14 protein-coding genes are annotated in these 18,225 nt (G+C 37.3%); all 14 read left to right on the top strand.

What is annotated here, in order from left to right:
- Positions 1-32 precede the first annotated feature (32 nt).
- Positions 33-923, top strand: a complete 891-nt coding sequence (locus tag IGI37_RS16420; protein WP_438763141.1) for a carbohydrate ABC transporter permease — start codon at positions 33-35, stop codon at positions 921-923.
- On the top strand, positions 913-1,737 hold the full coding sequence (locus tag IGI37_RS16415) for a carbohydrate ABC transporter permease (RefSeq protein WP_438763140.1): 825 nt from the start codon (positions 913-915) through the stop codon (positions 1,735-1,737). The genes IGI37_RS16420 and IGI37_RS16415 overlap by 11 nt, the downstream gene beginning before the upstream one ends.
- A gap of 24 nt (positions 1,738-1,761) precedes the next feature.
- A complete protein-coding gene (locus tag IGI37_RS16410; RefSeq protein WP_438763138.1) occupies positions 1,762-3,528 on the top strand; it encodes a glycoside hydrolase family 35 protein in 1,767 nt (588 codons plus the stop codon).
- Positions 3,529-3,533: 5 nt separating this feature from the next.
- Entirely contained in the window at positions 3,534-5,477 is a 1,944-nt protein-coding gene (locus tag IGI37_RS16405) for an alginate lyase family protein (protein WP_438763137.1), read from the top strand.
- Between the two features lie 13 nt (positions 5,478-5,490).
- On the top strand, positions 5,491-6,621 hold the full coding sequence (locus IGI37_RS16400) for a glycoside hydrolase family 88 protein (RefSeq protein ID WP_438763136.1): 1,131 nt from the start codon (positions 5,491-5,493) through the stop codon (positions 6,619-6,621).
- Between the two features lie 12 nt (positions 6,622-6,633).
- Positions 6,634-7,470 (top strand): MBL fold metallo-hydrolase, encoded by an 837-nt coding sequence (locus IGI37_RS16395; RefSeq protein ID WP_438763135.1) that lies wholly within the window; start codon positions 6,634-6,636, stop codon positions 7,468-7,470.
- Between the two features lie 26 nt (positions 7,471-7,496).
- Positions 7,497-8,882, top strand: a complete 1,386-nt coding sequence (locus IGI37_RS16390; RefSeq protein ID WP_438763134.1) for an alpha-L-fucosidase — start codon at positions 7,497-7,499, stop codon at positions 8,880-8,882.
- A gap of 286 nt (positions 8,883-9,168) precedes the next feature.
- Positions 9,169-9,561: a hypothetical protein gene (locus IGI37_RS16385; protein ID WP_438763133.1), complete on the top strand. Its 393-nt coding sequence runs from the start codon at positions 9,169-9,171 to the stop codon at positions 9,559-9,561.
- A gap of 99 nt (positions 9,562-9,660) precedes the next feature.
- Positions 9,661-10,053 (top strand): hypothetical protein, encoded by a 393-nt coding sequence (locus IGI37_RS16380; RefSeq protein WP_438763132.1) that lies wholly within the window; start codon positions 9,661-9,663, stop codon positions 10,051-10,053.
- A gap of 1,187 nt (positions 10,054-11,240) precedes the next feature.
- Positions 11,241-12,026, top strand: a complete 786-nt coding sequence (locus IGI37_RS16375) for a hypothetical protein (protein ID WP_438763131.1) — start codon at positions 11,241-11,243, stop codon at positions 12,024-12,026.
- On the top strand, positions 12,026-12,910 hold the full coding sequence (locus IGI37_RS16370; RefSeq protein ID WP_438763130.1) for a hypothetical protein: 885 nt from the start codon (positions 12,026-12,028) through the stop codon (positions 12,908-12,910). Before IGI37_RS16375 ends, IGI37_RS16370 begins: the two co-directional genes overlap by 1 nt.
- Before the next feature lie 335 nt (positions 12,911-13,245).
- Complete coding sequence (locus IGI37_RS16365; RefSeq protein ID WP_438763129.1) at positions 13,246-14,514, top strand: hypothetical protein; 1,269 nt, start codon at positions 13,246-13,248, stop codon at positions 14,512-14,514.
- 11 nt (positions 14,515-14,525) lie between these two features.
- Complete coding sequence (locus tag IGI37_RS16360; RefSeq protein WP_438763128.1) at positions 14,526-16,052, top strand: glucosaminidase domain-containing protein; 1,527 nt, start codon at positions 14,526-14,528, stop codon at positions 16,050-16,052.
- Positions 16,053-17,054: 1,002 nt separating this feature from the next.
- A complete protein-coding gene (locus IGI37_RS16355; RefSeq protein ID WP_438763127.1) occupies positions 17,055-18,149 on the top strand; it encodes a tyrosine-type recombinase/integrase in 1,095 nt (364 codons plus the stop codon).
- The last annotated feature ends 76 nt before the right edge of the window (positions 18,150-18,225 follow it).

Raw genomic sequence — 18,225 nt, 5'->3', positions numbered from 1 at the left:
TAGCCTATTTCAAACGGAAAAGGGGTATAACTATGGAATCACCAAAGAAGAAAAAAGGGATTACGAATTATTCACGTTCAGCCTATATTATGCTAGTTCCATTTTTAGCATTGTTTATTATCACACTACTTATACCAGCCGTTATGTCGTTGGGGTTTAGCTTTTCTGGTGTCTCTACATCGATTGACTTTATTGGCTTAGATAATTTCGTGGCTATTTTCAAAGATCCATTATTTTTTAAATCTTATTTTAACGTATTCATTTTTATGATTTTTTCTATACCAATTACAATATTTTTAGCACTAATCTTTGCGGTTTTATTAAATATACCAACAATTAAAGGAAGAGGTTTCTTCCGAACGGTTTATTATTTACCCGCGATTACGTCAATCGTGGCTGTATCATCCGTCTTTTTAACCTTTTATAATCCCACTGGGTTGTTTAACTCAGTTTTGACGGCTGTAGGAATGTCGCCAGTTCCTTGGTTGACAGATCCGTTCTGGGCAAGAGTTTCAATCATTATTATTTCAGTTTGGCTAAATGTCGGTTACTACACGGTTTTGTTTTTAGCGGGCTTACAAAATATCTCTTCAGAAATTTACGAGAGTGCGGATATCGATGGTGCAAATAGTATTCAAAAATTCTTTAAAATTACGATTCCGTTATTAAAGCCTGTCGTGTTGATGGGGATGATTTTATCAACAATTAATGGCTTAGGCGCTTTTGAAGTTCCTAATATTCTATTTAAGAATGGATTTGGACCAGAGTCTTCAGCCGTCACAGTTGGCGTGAACTTGTATAAAACAAGTTTTGAAATGGTCGACTTTGGGAAAGCTTCTGCAATTGCTTGGACAATGGTGATTATTGCAGCAGTTTTATCAATCATTCAATTTATTGTGGGAGGAAAAAATAATGAAGCGTAAATTAAGTCCTGTACTTATCTACTTTGTATTATTGATTGGTTTAGTGGTTTTTGCATTACCTTACGTGTACATGTTAATTGCTTCGACGCAATCTAATGATGTGATTTTAGGAGAAAAAATAAATTTCACCATTGGCCCTCATTTTTTAAAGAATATCAAGGAAGTCCAAGAGAAATATGATTACATTCGAGTATTAATCAACTCGGCTATCATTACCTTAGTTGGAACGGCCGTATCGACTTTTATCACGACGTTGGCAGGATATGTGATGGCTAAGTATCGTTTTAAAGGAAGTAAGCTGATTTTTAACTTAGTTATGGTTTCGCGAATGATTCCAGGGTTTGCTACACTCATCCCGACCTTCTACATCTTAAGTAAATTAGGTTTAACCAATACGTTTGCAGGGGTTATTATTCCAAGTGTTGCTTCAACTACATCTGTTTTTATGATGAGACAATACGCGCAGCAATTTCCTAATGAACTGATGGAAGCTTCTAGAATCGATGGCGCGAGTGAATGGACGATTTTCTGGAAAATTGCTGTTCCGGTGCTAACACCTAGTATTATTACAACGGCGTTACTGACTTTTATGGGGTATTGGAATTCTTATTTGATTCCGTTAATTGTACTTTCGGATTCCAAAAAATATACAGTCCCATTAGTGATTCAAAATATGACTCAAAATAATTATGACCCATTAAATTATGGTGCGCTGATGGCAATTTTAGCAACTTCGGTCATTCCGATTGTTTTGATTTACATGTTTTTACAATCGAAATTCAAGTCAAATGGGTTAGATTCAGCTATTAAATAAACTGACTTTAGGAGGAACGGCAGGATGAAGTTTGAAATAAAAGAAGAATTTTATATAGATGGTCAAGAAGTAAAAATTATTTCAGGCGCGGTTCATTATTTTAGAATACCGCCAACACATTGGGAACATACGCTCTATAATTTGAAAGCTATGGGTTGTAACTGTGTGGAGACCTATGTTCCTTGGAATTTGCATGAACCACAAAAAGGCCAATTTAACTTTTCAGGAATAGCTGATTTAACGAAATTTATTGAACTGGCAGAAAAATTAGGGTTGTTTATCATTGTTCGTCCTAGTCCGTACATCTGCGCAGAATGGGACTTTGGCGGTTTGCCTGCGTGGCTGTTAGCAGCAGATGAAATGAGAATTCGTAGCCAGCATCCAGCGTATCTACAAGCTGTTTCGGATTATTACGCAAGGCTTTTACCCAAATTAGTTCCGTATCAATTCACTCAGGGTGGCAATCTCTTAATGGTTCAAGTAGAAAACGAGTACGGTTCTTATGGTGAAGATAAACATTATCTGAAATTCTTAGTAGATGAGCTTCGAAAATATTTGGACGTGCCCCTCTTCACCTCTGATGGTGGCTGGAAAGAAGTTTTAGATGCGGGGACATTACCAGAAGAAGGGATTTTAGCGACAGCCAATTTTGGTTCTGATGCGGATGAAAATTTCAAATGGTTAAAGAGCTATCAAGAAAAAAATCAGCTGGTTGAGCCTTATATGTGCATGGAATTTTGGGATGGTTGGTTTAACTCATGGCAAAAGCCCATCATTAAAAGAGACCCTGTAGAGACCGCGGAAGAAGTCAGAAAGGTGCTGGAAAAGGGCAGTATTAATTTTTATATGTTCCAAGGAGGGACTAATTTTGGCTTCTATAATGGTTGTTCAGATGCAGGAGATACAAACGAGCCGCAAATTACCTCCTATGACTATGATGCACCTTTAACGGAGTGGGGCGCACCGACTGAAAAATATTTTGCTATTCAAAAAGTGATCAAAGAAGAAGTTCCTGCTGCAGTGATTGCAGAACCCGTTTATCCCAAAGTCAGTTCGTTAGGGACTTATCCAGTACAAGAAAGTGCCGGATTATTTTCGGTTTTGGACGAGATTAGTTGTCCTGTTTTAAATGACTACACATTACCAATGGAAAAAATCGGACAAAACTACGGCTATACGGTCTATCGGAGTCAGTTATTAGAAAAACGTGTAATTCCTAAGTTAAAAGTGGTGGATGCCCTAGATCGTGTCCAGTTTTTTATCAACCAGGCGTTTGTAGCAACACAATATCAAGAAAGCTTGGGTGAAAATCTCACGGTTGAGCTAACACAAGAAACCAACGAATTGAGTCTTTTGGTTGAGAATATGGGCAGAAATAATTATGGTCCTAAGTTAGTTGCTGATTCACAGAGAAAAGGTATTCGAAGTGGTGTGATGGAGGACATTCATTATCTATCAGACTGGAGACATTATGCGTTAGATTTTTCTGCGGAACAGCTAGCCAAAATTGATTTCTCAAAATCAGCTGATGAGGCTACTCCAAGTTTCTATAAAGTGAGTATTGATTTAGCTGAGCCAAAAGATACCTTTTTAGATTGTTGTAAGTTCGGTAAAGGAGTTGTTTTTGTTAACGGGCAGAATATTGGACGTTACTGGCAAGAAGGGCCTGTGAAGTCATTGTATGTGCCAGATTATTTCTGGAAAAAAGGGCACAATGAACTGATTGTTTTTGAAACTGAGGGTGTTTTGATCGAAGAGGTAACCTTTGTTGATACACCGATAGTGGAGTAATAAAAATGGCTGATAAATTTAAAGGCTTTTTTAACTGCTCTACCAAAGAAGAGCTGCTGCAGTTTCAATCAGAGCTGTGGGCAGATTATGATGAAGAGTGTCGCAATCTGTTGAAGCGATGCCAACGTTTTGTCTCAGGGTGTTATCTGTTTGATAATGAATGGGACATGGAAAAAACGCAGGTTCCCGTGTATTGGACCATAGATGAGATCAACTGGAGAGAGAGTCCAAATGGCGATTTAGAATGGAATTATATGCTAAATCGTCAGCGTTTTCTAGTGGATATTGCCTTGGCTTATCTACTAACCAATGAGTCTTGTTATCAACGCTATTTAGAGCGCTTTTTAGAAGCGTTTTTGAAGGATAACCCGCTGAATAAAGAAACGGAAAAAGTTAGTTGGCGGACGATTGATGTTGGTTTACGTTTGGTGAATTGGCTAAAAATTTTCGAAGTTCACCGCTTTGTCCCAATCTTTTCTGATTCAATTTTCGCAAAACTAGAAAAAGAGATGGTGACACAGGCGGAATATCTTTATGAAAACTTGTCGATTGAAAGAGGGCAAAGTAATTGGCAGGTGATAGAGATTGCCGGTTTGTATGCTGTAAGTCAGGCCTTTACGCATCTTCCGCAAAGTCACAAATGGCAAGAAGCTAGTTTGTTCTATTTGGAAGAATCTTTAAGGCTGCAGGTGGAAGAAGACGGTCTGCAAAGAGAACAGTCCTTCACCTACCATAATGAGGTTTTGCTCTGTGTTCTTCAAGTGATTCAGCTAACTCAAAGAGCAAATAAAGAAGTTCCTGCGGCTATTCTTATATACGCTGAAAAGTTAATTGGTGCAGCGAGTCTGTTTGTTAAGCCTGATGGACAACAACCAGCTTTTGGTGATAGTGACAAAGAAGAGATGACAGGTCTTTTACAGTATGCAGAAGCGCTATTGACAAAAGCCACAACGAAAACGATGGCGCCTAATTTTTTTGCAAAATGTTCTTTAGGTAAAGGGCTGTTTTATGTAACAAATCAATTTTTAATTCAAAAAGCAACGTATCATTTTCCGCAGGCGGGAATAATGATTGCCAAAAATCCCAAAAGTTATCACTTGTTTAAATGTGGTCCATTGGGTGGTGGTCATGGACATGATGATTTATTGCATTTTGAGTATGCCTATGAAGGAAAAGAGTTAGTCGTTGACTCAGGGCGTTATAGTTATGAAGTCAGTAAGAAGAGACTGGCTTTTAAAGCGGCAAAGGCACATAATACAATTGTTGTAGACAATCAAAATTTCCATCAACACACAGATGCTTTGGGTAGTCAACGAGTTGCCACGCCTCTGAATCAAAAATTAGTTGAAAAACAAGGGATTCAGCTGTTTGAAGGTGGGCATTTGGGGTATTTTCATTTATCAGATCCGGTCTATGTCAATCGGAAGCTTCTTCACTTTCCAGAGGGATTTAGTGTGATTAGTGATAGCTATTTGTGTCAAAAAGCGCATGAAATTCAAACGTTTTATCATTTTCATTCGATGGATGTACAAATCAAGCGACAAAGCTTCTATTCAAGTGAGTTAGATTTTGAACTTTTTAGTCTAGATGAAGCAAGTCGATTGGAAGTGGAAGAAACGGTTATTTCTCCTGAATATAATGCGTTACAACCAATCAAATGCGGGATAGTAAAGAGGGCGATTCAAGGAACCTCGGTTAGTACGTATGTGATGAGTCCTCAAAACACCGTCAAAAAAATTGAGCGAGTTCCTGTCTATTCAGATCATTTAAAATTAGACAATCATGTAGTAGAGGCACTGCGCATTCATTTGAAAAATGGTCAGCAGATGTTGGTAATCATTCAACACTTAGAGCCTAATAATGGCAGACGTGCCTATCAAGTTGAAGGCAATTATTATTATGGACGAGTGATGATAATAACAGAAAATAAAACAATTGTTTTAGATTGAGTGGAGGCTGAGCATGCTAACAAAAGAAAGAATTGAACAAGAGATAGAGTATGTGTATAACAAAATACTAGATAACTTAGATACCTTTGAGACAAAAGTACCTAAAGCAGTCTCAACTGATTATGTTTATCCAGCAGTAGAAAATGAGGACTGGACGGATGGGTTTTGGATAGGGATGTTACACTTAGCGCAATCCTATCGTTTTGATGAACGAATTCAGCAAGTGATTACGAAACAATTAGCTGTCTTTAAACAACGTCTTGATGATGAGGTTGTCCTAAATCACCATGATATTGGCTTTTTATATTCTTTATCGGCTGTAGCAGATTATAGAGAAAATAAGACTGCATCTTCTAGAGAATTGGCGCTAAGAGCAGCAGATGTGTTAATGAGACGCTATGATGAAACGGCAAAAATCTTTCAAGCGTGGGGAGATGTTTCTGATTCCGAACAACAAGGACGGATGATTATTGATTGTAATATGAATTTGCCACTTTTGTACTTTGCTTCTGATGAAACGGGAGATGCAACGTATCGAACAGCCGCAGAAAATCATGTTAAGCTAGCTCAGAAATACCTTATTCGGGAAGACTACTCAACGTTTCATACCTTTTATATGGATATTAAAACCGGCCAGCCGAGATATGGGGCAACGGCACAAGGCTTTTCTGATGGTTCCTGTTGGGCGAGAGGTCAAGCATGGGGAATTTATGGGTTTCCTATCAGTTATACACACATAGGAGATGCCTCTTTACTTGAATCGGCTAGTCATTTGGCGGACTACTACTTGGCCCATTTGCCAGCTGATAAAATCGCTTATTGGGACCTCGTATTTACTGAGGGCTCAACAGAAGAAAGAGACACTTCAGCTTCTTCAATCACTGTTTGTGGATTGTTGGAGTTGGCGAAACAACTGCCTTTGACAGACACTAGAAGAACACGTTACGAACAAGCAGCAGGTGATATTTTGACTAGCTTGTTTAACTATACGACAAAAGACTATCCTGAATCGAATGGTCTGCTTGTTCAAGGGGTCTATTCAAAACCGGGGAATCTTGGGGTTGATGAGTGTACAACTTGGGGCGATTATTTTTATTTCGAGGCATTAATACGAATGGTCAAAAGTTGGTCAACTTACTGGTAGGAGGATAAAATTATGAAGCTTCAATATTTAGGGACAGCAGCTGCTGAAAGGATCCCAGCTATTTTCTGTAATTGTCGTGTTTGTAATTATGCTCGTGCACAGGGCGGAAGAGAATTAAGAACGCAGACGCAAACACTGGTTGATGATGGAGATTTGCTTATTGATTTTCCAGGAGATAGTTATCTGCATTTGCGAGAGTTTCAGTTGAATTTTAATGAGATTGAACATCTATTAATCACGCATTGGCACAGTGATCATTTATATGCGGAAGACTTAGCGTTTCGGATGGGAACGTATGCCAATGATTTAGAGAAAAAGTTAACTGTGTATGGGAGTAAGGTTGTTCATGATTTTTTTGATCGCGCATTTGAATTGGAAGGCATGACAGACGAACGACGTATTGAGTTTAAAGAGCTGGCTCCTTTTAAAAAATATAGCATAGGGAACTATACTGTCCATACTTTACCAGCCGTTCATGGAAAACAAGAGGCAGATTGTTTTATTTATGTGATTGAGAGAGATGGGAAACGCTTATTTTATACGCATGATACTGGTTTTCCGACTGATGAGGTACTAGATTATTTAGGAGAACATCAGTTGAAACTAGATATGATATCTCTTGATTGTACAGGTCAAGGAATGGACTATGTGGGAGGGATTCACATGAATATAAGTGAAAACCTGCGTTTGATTGAGGCGTTAAAGAAGTGTTCTTTATGCGATGAACAAACAGTCAAGATAGTGAGCCATTTTTCACATAATGGTGGTTTGACCTACAAAGAGATGAAAACGTTGGCGGACAAACATCAGATGGTGACAGCCTACGATGGAATGATTATCAATAGTTAGTTTTTAGTAGATAGAGGTGAAAGCGTGTGTCCACTGTAAAAGAGATGTCAGCAGTTCGTCCAGAAACACGTCAAATAGCTTGGCAAGAGACAGCATTCTATGGTTTCATTCATTTCGGAATGAATACGATGACAGATAGAGAATGGGGATTGGGCGATGAGTCATTATCTCTGTTTAATCCGGCTGATTTGGACTGTCGCCAATGGATTCAAACGTTAAAGAAAGCAGGAATGAAAGGCGCTATACTGACCTGTAAACATCATGATGGGTTTTGTCTGTGGCCGACTGAAACGACCGACTATTCCATAGCTAATACGCCTTTTAAACAGGGGCAAGGTGACATTGTCAGAGAATTTTCAACGGCCTGCCAAAAAGAAGGGCTAAAGTTCGGTGTGTATCTTTCCCCGTGGGATCGTCATGCAGATTCTTATGGTCAAGGAGCGAGTTACGATGAATTGTATGCGCAACAGCTGACGGAATTATTGACAAATTACGGGGATGTATTTGAGGTCTGGTTCGATGGTGCAACAGGTGCAGAAGTTGGGAAACGCCAAACGTACAACTGGGAAAAATATTTCTCGTGTGTGCGAAGCTTACAACCAGATGCTGTAATGGCTGTTTGTGGACCGGATGTTCGTTGGATTGGTAATGAAGCTGGTAAAACGAGGACGGACGAATGGAGCGTTGTCCCGGAATCTTTAAGGTTAGCAGAAAGAACAATTGAAAAATCTCAAACAGTTGATGATGGTAAATTTGGACAAGCCGAGGTTACTTCTGATGCTGAGGATATTGGGAGTCAAGCCGTACTTGAAGCAAATCAAGATCCTTTGATTTGGTATCCTGCAGAGGTCAACACATCGATTCGTCCTGGCTGGTTTTATCATGCTGAGGAGGATAAACACGTGAAGAGTAGTGAGGCATTGTTTTCCATCTATAAAAAATCTGTGGGTGGCAATGCGACGTTCCTTTTAAATGTTCCACCCATGAAAAACGGCTTGATTTCAGAGGTGGATCAACAAGTATTAGACGAATTAGGTAGAAAAATAAAGAAGCTAGAGACAAATGATTGTTTCTCAGCTGCTGTTGTTCATTTGAACGGTTTGATTCAACAAGACGATGGATTTTACGCTGATGGAAAGGAAGGTCTTTCTGAAATAGTTGCGAAATGGTCAACACCTCAAGAGATTAGTGGGGTGATTTTGCAAGAAGATATCCGTCTTGGGCAACAAGTGGAGCAATATCAAATTTTCTCTGATAGAAAAGGTGAGAGGCTTCTTTTATATGAAGGGAATGTGCTGGGATACAAAAAGGTGGCTACTTTTCCGAAAGTAAGAACGGAAAATCTGGTTATCCGTATCATTAAAAGTAGAGGTCCCTATCGATTAAAGGGGCTCAGAGTGGTTAGTGAGTAAAATAAAACAGCGCAAATAAAGATGAGACTCGCGACTTTGAGTTTTTCATCTTTATTTGTTTTTTTCTTGATTTATTTGATCAGCTCAGTTTGCTGAGCGATAAATTCAAAATATGCAAACAATTTAATTTTTATGTATTATTTGTTGAGTGAGAGGTTGCGTCATATATAAGTGGTATATGTGATATTTTTGATTATTTAAGCTTAAACTATTGACTTTTTATGTAAATGGTATATATTATATGTGTAGAGATAATTATTCATCTTTACTAAAGGAGGAGAGAGTCATGAGAAAATTCGTCGTAGCTTTAAGTACAGTAGTTTTAGGATTTGCCTTAGTCACACCGGTCACCGTCTTTGCAGCAGAACAAGAAACAACACCGGCTGTACCGACTGAAATGGTTGTTCAAACCATTCCAGAAGGAGTTAAAAATATCACAGCAATTAGCTTCGAACGTGGTTTCTTCTCTCCAGATGTGTACTTAAGCAACCGGTTGATGAATGCGGTTACTTGGGCGGGAGGCGGCGCAGTTGCTGTTCTAGTTGCAGCAATCCCAGGATTGGGTACACAAATGGCTGCTACAGTTATCCAAGCCGTTAAAGAATATACAGGTACCGTTACTGATGGTATCGTGGTTCATATCACCAATGGCTTAGTAGAATATGTAGAAGCGCAATAGCGATATAAAAAAATCATCGAATGAATGTGCTTGATTAGACTAAATATTCAGATATAGTGTAGAGATAATTATTCATCTTTACCGAAGGGGGAGAGAATCATGAGAAAATTCGTCATAGCTTTAAGTACAGTTGTTTTAGGATTAGCTTTAGTTACACCGGTCACCGTATTTGCCGCAGAACAAGAAGCGACACCTGTTGTACCAACTGAAATGGTTGTTCAAACCATTCCAGAAGGAGTTAAAAATATCACAGCAATTAGCTTTGAACGTGGTTTCTTCTCTCCAGATGTTTACTTGAGCAACCGATTAATGAATGCGATTACTTGGGCTGGCGGCGGCGCAGTTGCAGTTCTGGTTGCAGCAATCCCAGTGTTGGGTACACAGATGGCTACTACAGTTATCCAGGCAGTGAAAGAATATACAGGTACTGTTACTGATGGTATCGTGGTTCATATCACCAATGGTTTAGTGGACTATGTGGAGGCGCAATAAGTAATTTGAAGAGCAACTTTGCAACAGGAGATTTTGCGATACAATGACGCCGATACATGAGGAATAAGTTCAATAAGTAAGGACATTTTCTTATCAAATGAAGAAGCAAAGGTATGAAGTGAAAATTCAATAAAGCAATGCTAGGAATAGCTTGCAAATGATAACAAGTGTAGCACTAAGAGAGAGGTTGGAACCATAACGCAAAAGTTATGTCCCAGCCTCTCTTTATCCGAATAAACGGTGGGTATAGAAGTAACCCCATCTGCACTGCGCAAAAAGACTCCGATCTCATCAATCTCTAAAGGTGGAACACCTTAAGAATTGAAGGACGTTGTTCCGCTCTCAACAACTTCTACGCATGGGACATGCTAGAGTTGAAGGTCTTTACTCCGCCCATCAATTTCTAAAGGTAGAACACCTTAAGAATTGAAGGACTGCGTTCCGCTCTCAACAAATTCTACGCATGAGACATGCTAGAGTTGAAGGTCTAACCATACTCAGAATGCTCTTAGTAAGGGACAGAAAGCTTAGAAGGGGATTTTGGTTTGAAATGAGAGGTATCTTTCTATTTCTAATGGTCCAGGTAACGAAGGAGTATAGGCTCAGATTTGAGAGACCTCTAGTATATAAGACAAGAGACTAGTTTCGTGCTTTAGACTTCTTTCATAGGACAACTGGAAGGCTTTAAAGTAGGTTAATTTAGTTATTTATTAACAATTGGGTTTAAAAGAATCAGTCGAATAAAAGAAGAGGAGCGCAAGCACAGAAAATGAGCGGAGTCCTATATTTTACGCAGTATTCACAAGAAATTAAAAGAAAATTTGCATGTTTTGATTAAAAATTTTAGCAAAACGGCGAAAATGCTGAGTTCTTGCCTTTTAAAGCGCAAAAATGGTTTGACAAATTCTTTGCTACTTGATACACTTTAAACGCAGTGTTTTGTTCATAAATGGTTTTTTTTATACTAAAAATAACCCCAGGTATTAAAACGACCGCTTTTTTTGTGTGTAATAAAAAGGCGCAAAACTAGATTAATTAAACGGTCGTAAGTGAAGGGGATTCTTAGTTTAAAAGACAGAACTACTGAACATCTTATTACTTAAATAAAGTGAATGGGTAAGAATGAACTGGGGGATAAGTCTAGTACTTAAGTTCCAAATACATAAGGGGGAAAGCAAGGGTTGTTTATGACGATAATTATAAGTAGCTTTCTTTTACTTGGCGGAATGTTCCTACTCGGTTACCGATATCTTGTTCATAGCCGGCTCAGTCAAATTAAAGATGTCGAGAGTTTTTCACCTGCTTTTCAACGGAAATTCGCTTATGTGAAACAAAAAGAAACTGAGAAGCATGTGTTCTATCTATTACTTTTGAGTACTTTGTTGGTTTTGAGTTTGGTTGTAGGGACGGCTTCTACGTATCAATTGACGAAAGCCTCAACTGATTCTCAAAAAGAAATTCAGCTGTTGAAAAAAGAAATCGAGCAGCTAAAAACACAAACACAGACACGGCTAACAGATAGTTCTACTCAGGCAACAATTGGTGAAGGTCAGCCCAATGAGAGTAAAGAAATATCTAAGACTGAATTGAATCTAACCGCTTATAAGTGGCAGGATGTCTTTGAAAATAAAAAACAAAGTGAAATTAAAAATATAGAATTCGGCTTAGCGAATACTTTAAAAGAGTATTTTCAGGTTGATACGGTTAAAGTAACTTTGGAGACTGACAAAACAATGCACCTCTTTCTAATTAGTAATCCGAAGGCGAGTAAAAAAAGTCAGTTGTTAGGGGAAAGAATTACTGAATTTGTTAAAGAAGCGAAAGAAATTCCTGGGTTAAACCAGATTCGTTTCGAGTCAGACAAAGCGATTAAAAATGATGATACGAGTATTTTATATTCTAGGAAATTGAATCAAGATAGTTTTAGAGAACAGCGCGACAATACTAGTAAGATGAAGGAAGGAAAAGGGTAATGGCTGATAACAAAAAAGAAAGATGGTTTTCTCAAAAGAGTTTGATAGATGAGGTAAACAAAGTATCTGATGAAGTGATTGAATCATTGTCACAAGAAACAAAAGCATCAACAGTAGACACAACTTCAGGAGACGCAGAAGAAATGGAACGTAATATGAAACGATATGAAAGACAAATTAAGATTCTTCAAGCTGAAATTATCCAAGATAAACAGCTACATGAACAAGAATTAAGTAACATGAAAGCTGAGTTAGAAGAATTAAAATCAGGAAATACAGATACGTCTGCTCAAGCAGAGATTGCTGAACTAAAAAAAGAAAACGAGCAATTGAAAGCACAAGCGTCAGAAGTAGTGGCCACAGAGACTGTTGATCTATCTGGTGAAGTTGAAGCCCTTAACAATGAAATCGTTCGCCTGACAGCTGATAAGATGGAATTAAACGAGCAAGTTCGTCAACTAACTTCTAAAAACCAAGAATTACAAGTTTTATTGAAAGAAAAAGATGTACAAATTCAAAAATCAAACGAAGGTGAAGTGGATTCGGAAGCTTTACTGAAAGCGAAACGCCAAATTAATGATTTAGTTGAACAAAACGAAGTGTTAAAACAAGAAGTCGTTGAATCACAACAAGAGATTGGTGAGGTATTGGTTTCTGCGAAGAAACAAGCGAACCAAATGTTAGAAGAAGCTCATGTTGAGGCGAAGCATATGATTAGTACAGCTGAGTTGGAATTGGAAAATATCGGTAGTCGTGCGAAAAAAATCTTTATCGAAGTAGAAGATTCTAAAGAACAAGTAGTGAATATGTATAACGAAATGCAGTCAAAAATTAATCAATTGGTAGAAGGAAGCTTGCTTTCGGATTATCAATCAAAAAAGTAGGAAGTACTTACTATGATATTTACACCTATTAATACGTAGTAGGCACGTTTTTTGACATAGTGTTCTAACTTAGAAATTTAGGTGGATTAACACCAACTGTCGTGAACACAAAAAGGGGAAGTTTTAAACTAACCATTTGAAATGAACAACTCTCCAAAAGCTAGATACTTTATCTACTATTTCGGAGAGTCGTTCATTTTACTAAATAGGTCTTTTTATACATTAGCTAGTTTAATTGTTCAAGTTGAACAATTTAATTTTATTCTTATAAAATAACGTAAGGTATCTGCAGGAAAATAGTTAAATTGAAATTACAATAGAAAGTGAGCGAGATTATGGGGATTTTTAAACGCAAAAAGAAAAATAAAAAAGCTTTATTTGATGAATTTGACGATTTAGAAGATGACGAATTTGATGATGAAGAAGATGAGTACGATGACGATGAATTTGATGATGATGAGTACGATGACGATGATGAGTATGAAGAAGATGATGAGTATGAAGACGATGAAGAGTTAGAAGAGCTGAAAGAAAAGAACAAAGCGTTAGAAAGAGAAAATAAAAAATTGGCCTCTGATAAACAAGAGTTACAAAGAGGTCGTATCAGCTTAGAAACAAAAATTCATGACTTGGAAACAGAGCTTTCTTCTGTAGAGGCGATTCCATCAGATTACTCTGAGCGTGCAGTTGAACTTGAAGAGTACAAAAAAATGGTCGAACAATTAACTGCTGAAAAAGCGCAGTTAGCTTCAGAAAAAGAACAACTAGCTTCTGAAATAGCAGAAATGTCTTCTGATTCAGCAGATGTTGAAGCACTTAAAGAAGCATTCGCAAAAGAAAAAGAAGATTTTGAAGCAGAGGTTGAGCGTTTAACAAGCGAGCAAGAAGCATTGCTTGCAGAAAATAATCGTTTAGTTGATGCTAATGAGACTTTAATTGCTGAAAACACTCGTGTAACGGCAGAAGTTTCAAAATTAGCAACTGAAAATGAAAAGCTTTCTAATGAAACCATTCGTCTATCACTAGAGATGAGAAAATTAGAAGAAGGCGCACCTCAAACATCAGAAACACCAAGTAAGGCTGCGATTAGCGATGTTGAATCGCCTCGTGTAATGATTGAGAAAGAACGATTAGAGTTAGAAAATGAAACATTACAACATCGTATAGAATTATTGGGGCAACGTAATGACCAATTAGCTGAAACATTAGCTAAATTGGAAGTTGCTATGCAAAATGGACCAGATGAAGTAATTGCTGTAACTGAAACAACAGAATATAAAGAGTTACTTGCGCATGCGCAATCTCTTGAAAATGAAATCGATCAATTGAAATTACAAGAGCCAGAACAAGAAGAAGATTATTATGCGTTAACCAAAGAAGAAATGGCTGAAGTAATGTTTGAAGCGAAGGCAAAAGCCAAAGACATTATTAACAAAGCCGAAGTGGTTGCTTACGATATCAAATCTGAAGTTCAAGAAGAATTACGTGCTCTTAAAGCAGAAGCCCTTCTATATCAACGAAATATTGAACGCGCACGCGACGATTCTGCGGAATTATTCAATAAATTAATTGAACAAGCAAGCGATTTAAATCGTACGTTTTAGGGGGATAAAAAATGGATTATAAAAAGGTTGGTATAGTCAGTAGTGTCGTCTTGGCCTATTCGGGCTTTTCGGCAAGTATCTCCGTTGAAGCAACGACTGTTTCAACTGACTCGTTTAACCTTCAAGATGAACAAGAAAAGCCAGTAGATTTAACGATTAAACAGCCAAGCCAAGAAACAGGCTCCTCTTCTATAGAGGAGTCTACTGGCTCAACTGAGAGCACAGAGCAGAAGAGCTCAGACACAAGTGAGACGTCAGAAAGTAGCACAAGTACGACAAGCTCTCCAACGGAAAATTCAACAACGGCTTCTTCTACAACTAGCTCTAGTTCAAAACCTGCAGCGACGAAACCAAGTACTAGTACTTCATCTACGTCTAGCGGGAAATCTACGGAAACAACTCGTTCGAAGGAAAAAGACACTAAGTCAACAGAAACTTCTGACAAAAAAGAAGAGAAAAAGGAAAAGATTCCAACGATTATTGCTTTTTCGCCCAATTACTCCACACAACAGTTTGTTAATCAAATTGCCGAACAGGCTCGAACATTAGGCCAAGAACGTGATCTGTATGCTTCTGTGATGATTGCCCAAGCAATTTTGGAAAGTGGCTCAGGAAATAGCGGATTAGCGAGTCCACCGAACCATAATTTATTTGGTATTAAGGGTAGTTACGGTGGCAAGACAGTTCGGTTTGAAACTTCTGAAGATGATGGTTCAGGAAAACTACATAAAGTAAAAGCGAATTTTAGAAAGTATTCTTCTTATAAAGAGTCTTTAGAGGATTACGCGGATTTATTAAGCCGAAATTTATACAGTGGTGCTAGAAAGAGCAGTACAAGTAGCTATCAAGACGCAACGAAGTATTTGACAGGACGATACGCAACGGATACGAGTTATGGGGCAAAATTAAATGGCTTAATTGAAGCCTATGATTTAGCACAATACGATTATCCTGCAGATCAAGTGCCAGAAAAAGTTGCAGCTGAGGATAAAAAGCAGTCTAAGGTAACTAAAAAAATAACAAAAGAAGCTAAGCAAGAGGATGAAAAAGTGTTTGAAGCTGAAGCGAATGTTGAACAGGAGTACACTCTACATGAAGTCCAGTCGGGTGAATCACTGAAAAAAATTAGTGAACAGTATCAAATCTCAATCGCTGATCTTGTTGAACTAAATCAGCTGAATCGATATGTCTTAATGGTTGGACAGGTCTTGAAAATAGAGCCAGTTGTTCGTCCAAGTCAAATTGATCAAACCTTAATTGAATCCGATACACGCTATAAACAAGATATTCTTATAAATAAAAAAATAACAGAAGTCATTCCAGAGTCAGTCTTTAAGGCTCTTGACTTGCGCTATAAGATTACAGCAACCTCTGCAGTGCCAGTAGATAGCTACAAGGTCGAACGAGGTGATAGTTTGTTATCCATCTCTAAAAAAGTAGGCTTATCTGTTCAGTCACTTAGAGAGTGGAATCAATTAGAAGGATATCTACTGAGAGAAGGACAGGTTCTACGAATTACTCCAACCTTAGAAGTATAGCTAAATGAGTTTATTATAGAAAAGAAGCTAAGCAACTAGCAAAAAAATTACAAATAAACAACGTAGTAATTTCCCCGCTACATCCCTCACCAATAAATTACCTACCAATACATGATGTATTAAAATAACTTTATATTCTTCAAAAAATCACTCTCAAGAGAACACCTAAGTGTCCTTTTGAGAGTGATTTTTAATTATACGATAGTAAGCGCTTTACAAAAGATGTCAAGCATGAAAAGTAATGCACAGTAATTATTGTTCGAAATAAGAGACTGAGTTAAAAAATGACAACTGAAATTAATACGTTATTTTTAGGTGATTCTCAAGATTTATTTAGCCTCTCTGCCAAATTTTTTCGTAAATATTATGCCCAGCTCATTGTTACGTCTGCACTAGCTTGGTCGAAAAATAAATAATAGATATCTTTCATTAAGTGGTTTCCTGCACTTAAAATTTGCGTATTTATAGAGTGCATGCTGCTTTTATAGTGAGAATGAGATTGGGACTTGACTTAAAAAGTTATGTTCCAGCCTCTTATTGCTAAATGAGTTCAAATCAGTTGTACATACTTGGAAAATAGCTGGTTTGAACTGATTTCTCTATTAGGACTGCAGGACTTTTTGCATAAATTTCATGAAGAGAACTATTTTTTTTAAATTGAATTCAATAATTTTTTTTTTGAAAAAAATTATTGCCCTCTGTTAAATTAGCTACAAAGCTATACTAAAAAAAAGAACTTAAATAAAAAAAATTTCTTAGAAGAACTAAATCTAAGAAAAAACAGGTTGTTTAAACAGAATATTTTCTGTTTTTTTATTGAAATGACTAACTAGTCCATAAAATATAGTACGTTATCTTTGGATATTTGTCAATAACATGTATTATTTTTTATTTATTTGTTCTTTTTTTACTAATTAACAAAAATTGTTCTTATTTTAATTTGTTTTTTTAGCCGTCAATTAAGCCGTCAATAAAAAGATGAGAAAGGAAGTAACAATTATTATGGCACGCAAAGGAGAAAACATATATAAACGAAAAGATGGACGCTGGGAAGGCCGCTATATTAAAGGAAGACATTCAAATGGAAAGGCCCAATTTGGTTATGTATATGATCGAACATTTCGAGCAGTTCGACAAAAGCTTCAAGAAAAAAAATATCAATATCGTACACCAAATCTCTTTTCCAGTAACTATCAAGGAACAGTTGCACAATGGATTAATGAGTGGTTAGTTGGACCTGTTTGTCGAAACGTGAAGATGTCCACTTATGCAAGTTATCGCTATAAACTAACACATTATGTATGTCCTTATTTCGAATCATTACCATTAAAAAAGCTTAACGCAGATAGAGTACAAGCCTTTATAGATGACCTGAATGAAAGAGGGTTAAGTGCTACGACTATTCGGATTGTCGTTCAAATTTTAAAGAGAACTTTAAAGGAAGCACTACAACAAAATCTTTTGTCGACTGATCCCACGCTGAAAATTGTTCTTCCAAAGGAAACAAAAAAGAGAGTTGGCGCATTATCTGAGGCAAAACAAGTGATTTTAGAGAAAGTGGCCAATAACCACCCAAAAGGCTTACCTATCCTTTTGGCCTTGCATACGGGCATGAGAATTGGTGAAATTAGTGCGTTGAAATGGGCAGACATAGATTTGGAAAAAAAAGAAATAGAAGTATCTCGAACGTTGCAACGTCTTCCGTACATTGACTCAGAGCAAGGGAGTAAAATTATGGAAGGAACAGCCAAAAGCTCTTCTGCACATAGAATTATTCCTTTAAATGATAAAATTTTAGAAATCTTAAAGCAGAAGAAGAAAAAAGCCACTAGTCTTTATGTTGTGGGTGAGAAGGGGCGTTTCATAGAACCTAGAACGATTACTTATCAATTCAAGAGAATTTTATCTATTCTTAAACTATCAAATATTCATTTCCATCAGCTTCGTCACACCTTTGCTACACGATTACTAGAAAAAGGAGCAGATATCGCAACTGTTAGTGCATTGTTGGGACATCATTCAGCCAAAATGACTTTGGATGTGTATGTTGATTCACTCATGAGTCAGCGAAAAAAATGGGTAAATCAATTAATTTAAAAAAATAAAAAAAATGAAAGCGTTAGTCAAATGAACGCACTTTGTTTTAATAGCCGTCAGGTAAGCCGTCAGCTCT

This window comes from Enterococcus sp. AZ194 (genome assembly GCF_051713825.1).
Classification (GTDB): domain Bacteria; phylum Bacillota; class Bacilli; order Lactobacillales; family Enterococcaceae; genus Enterococcus_K.
Note: the sequence above shows the minus strand (reverse complement) of the source record. Positions and strands in the feature narration are given on the sequence as shown.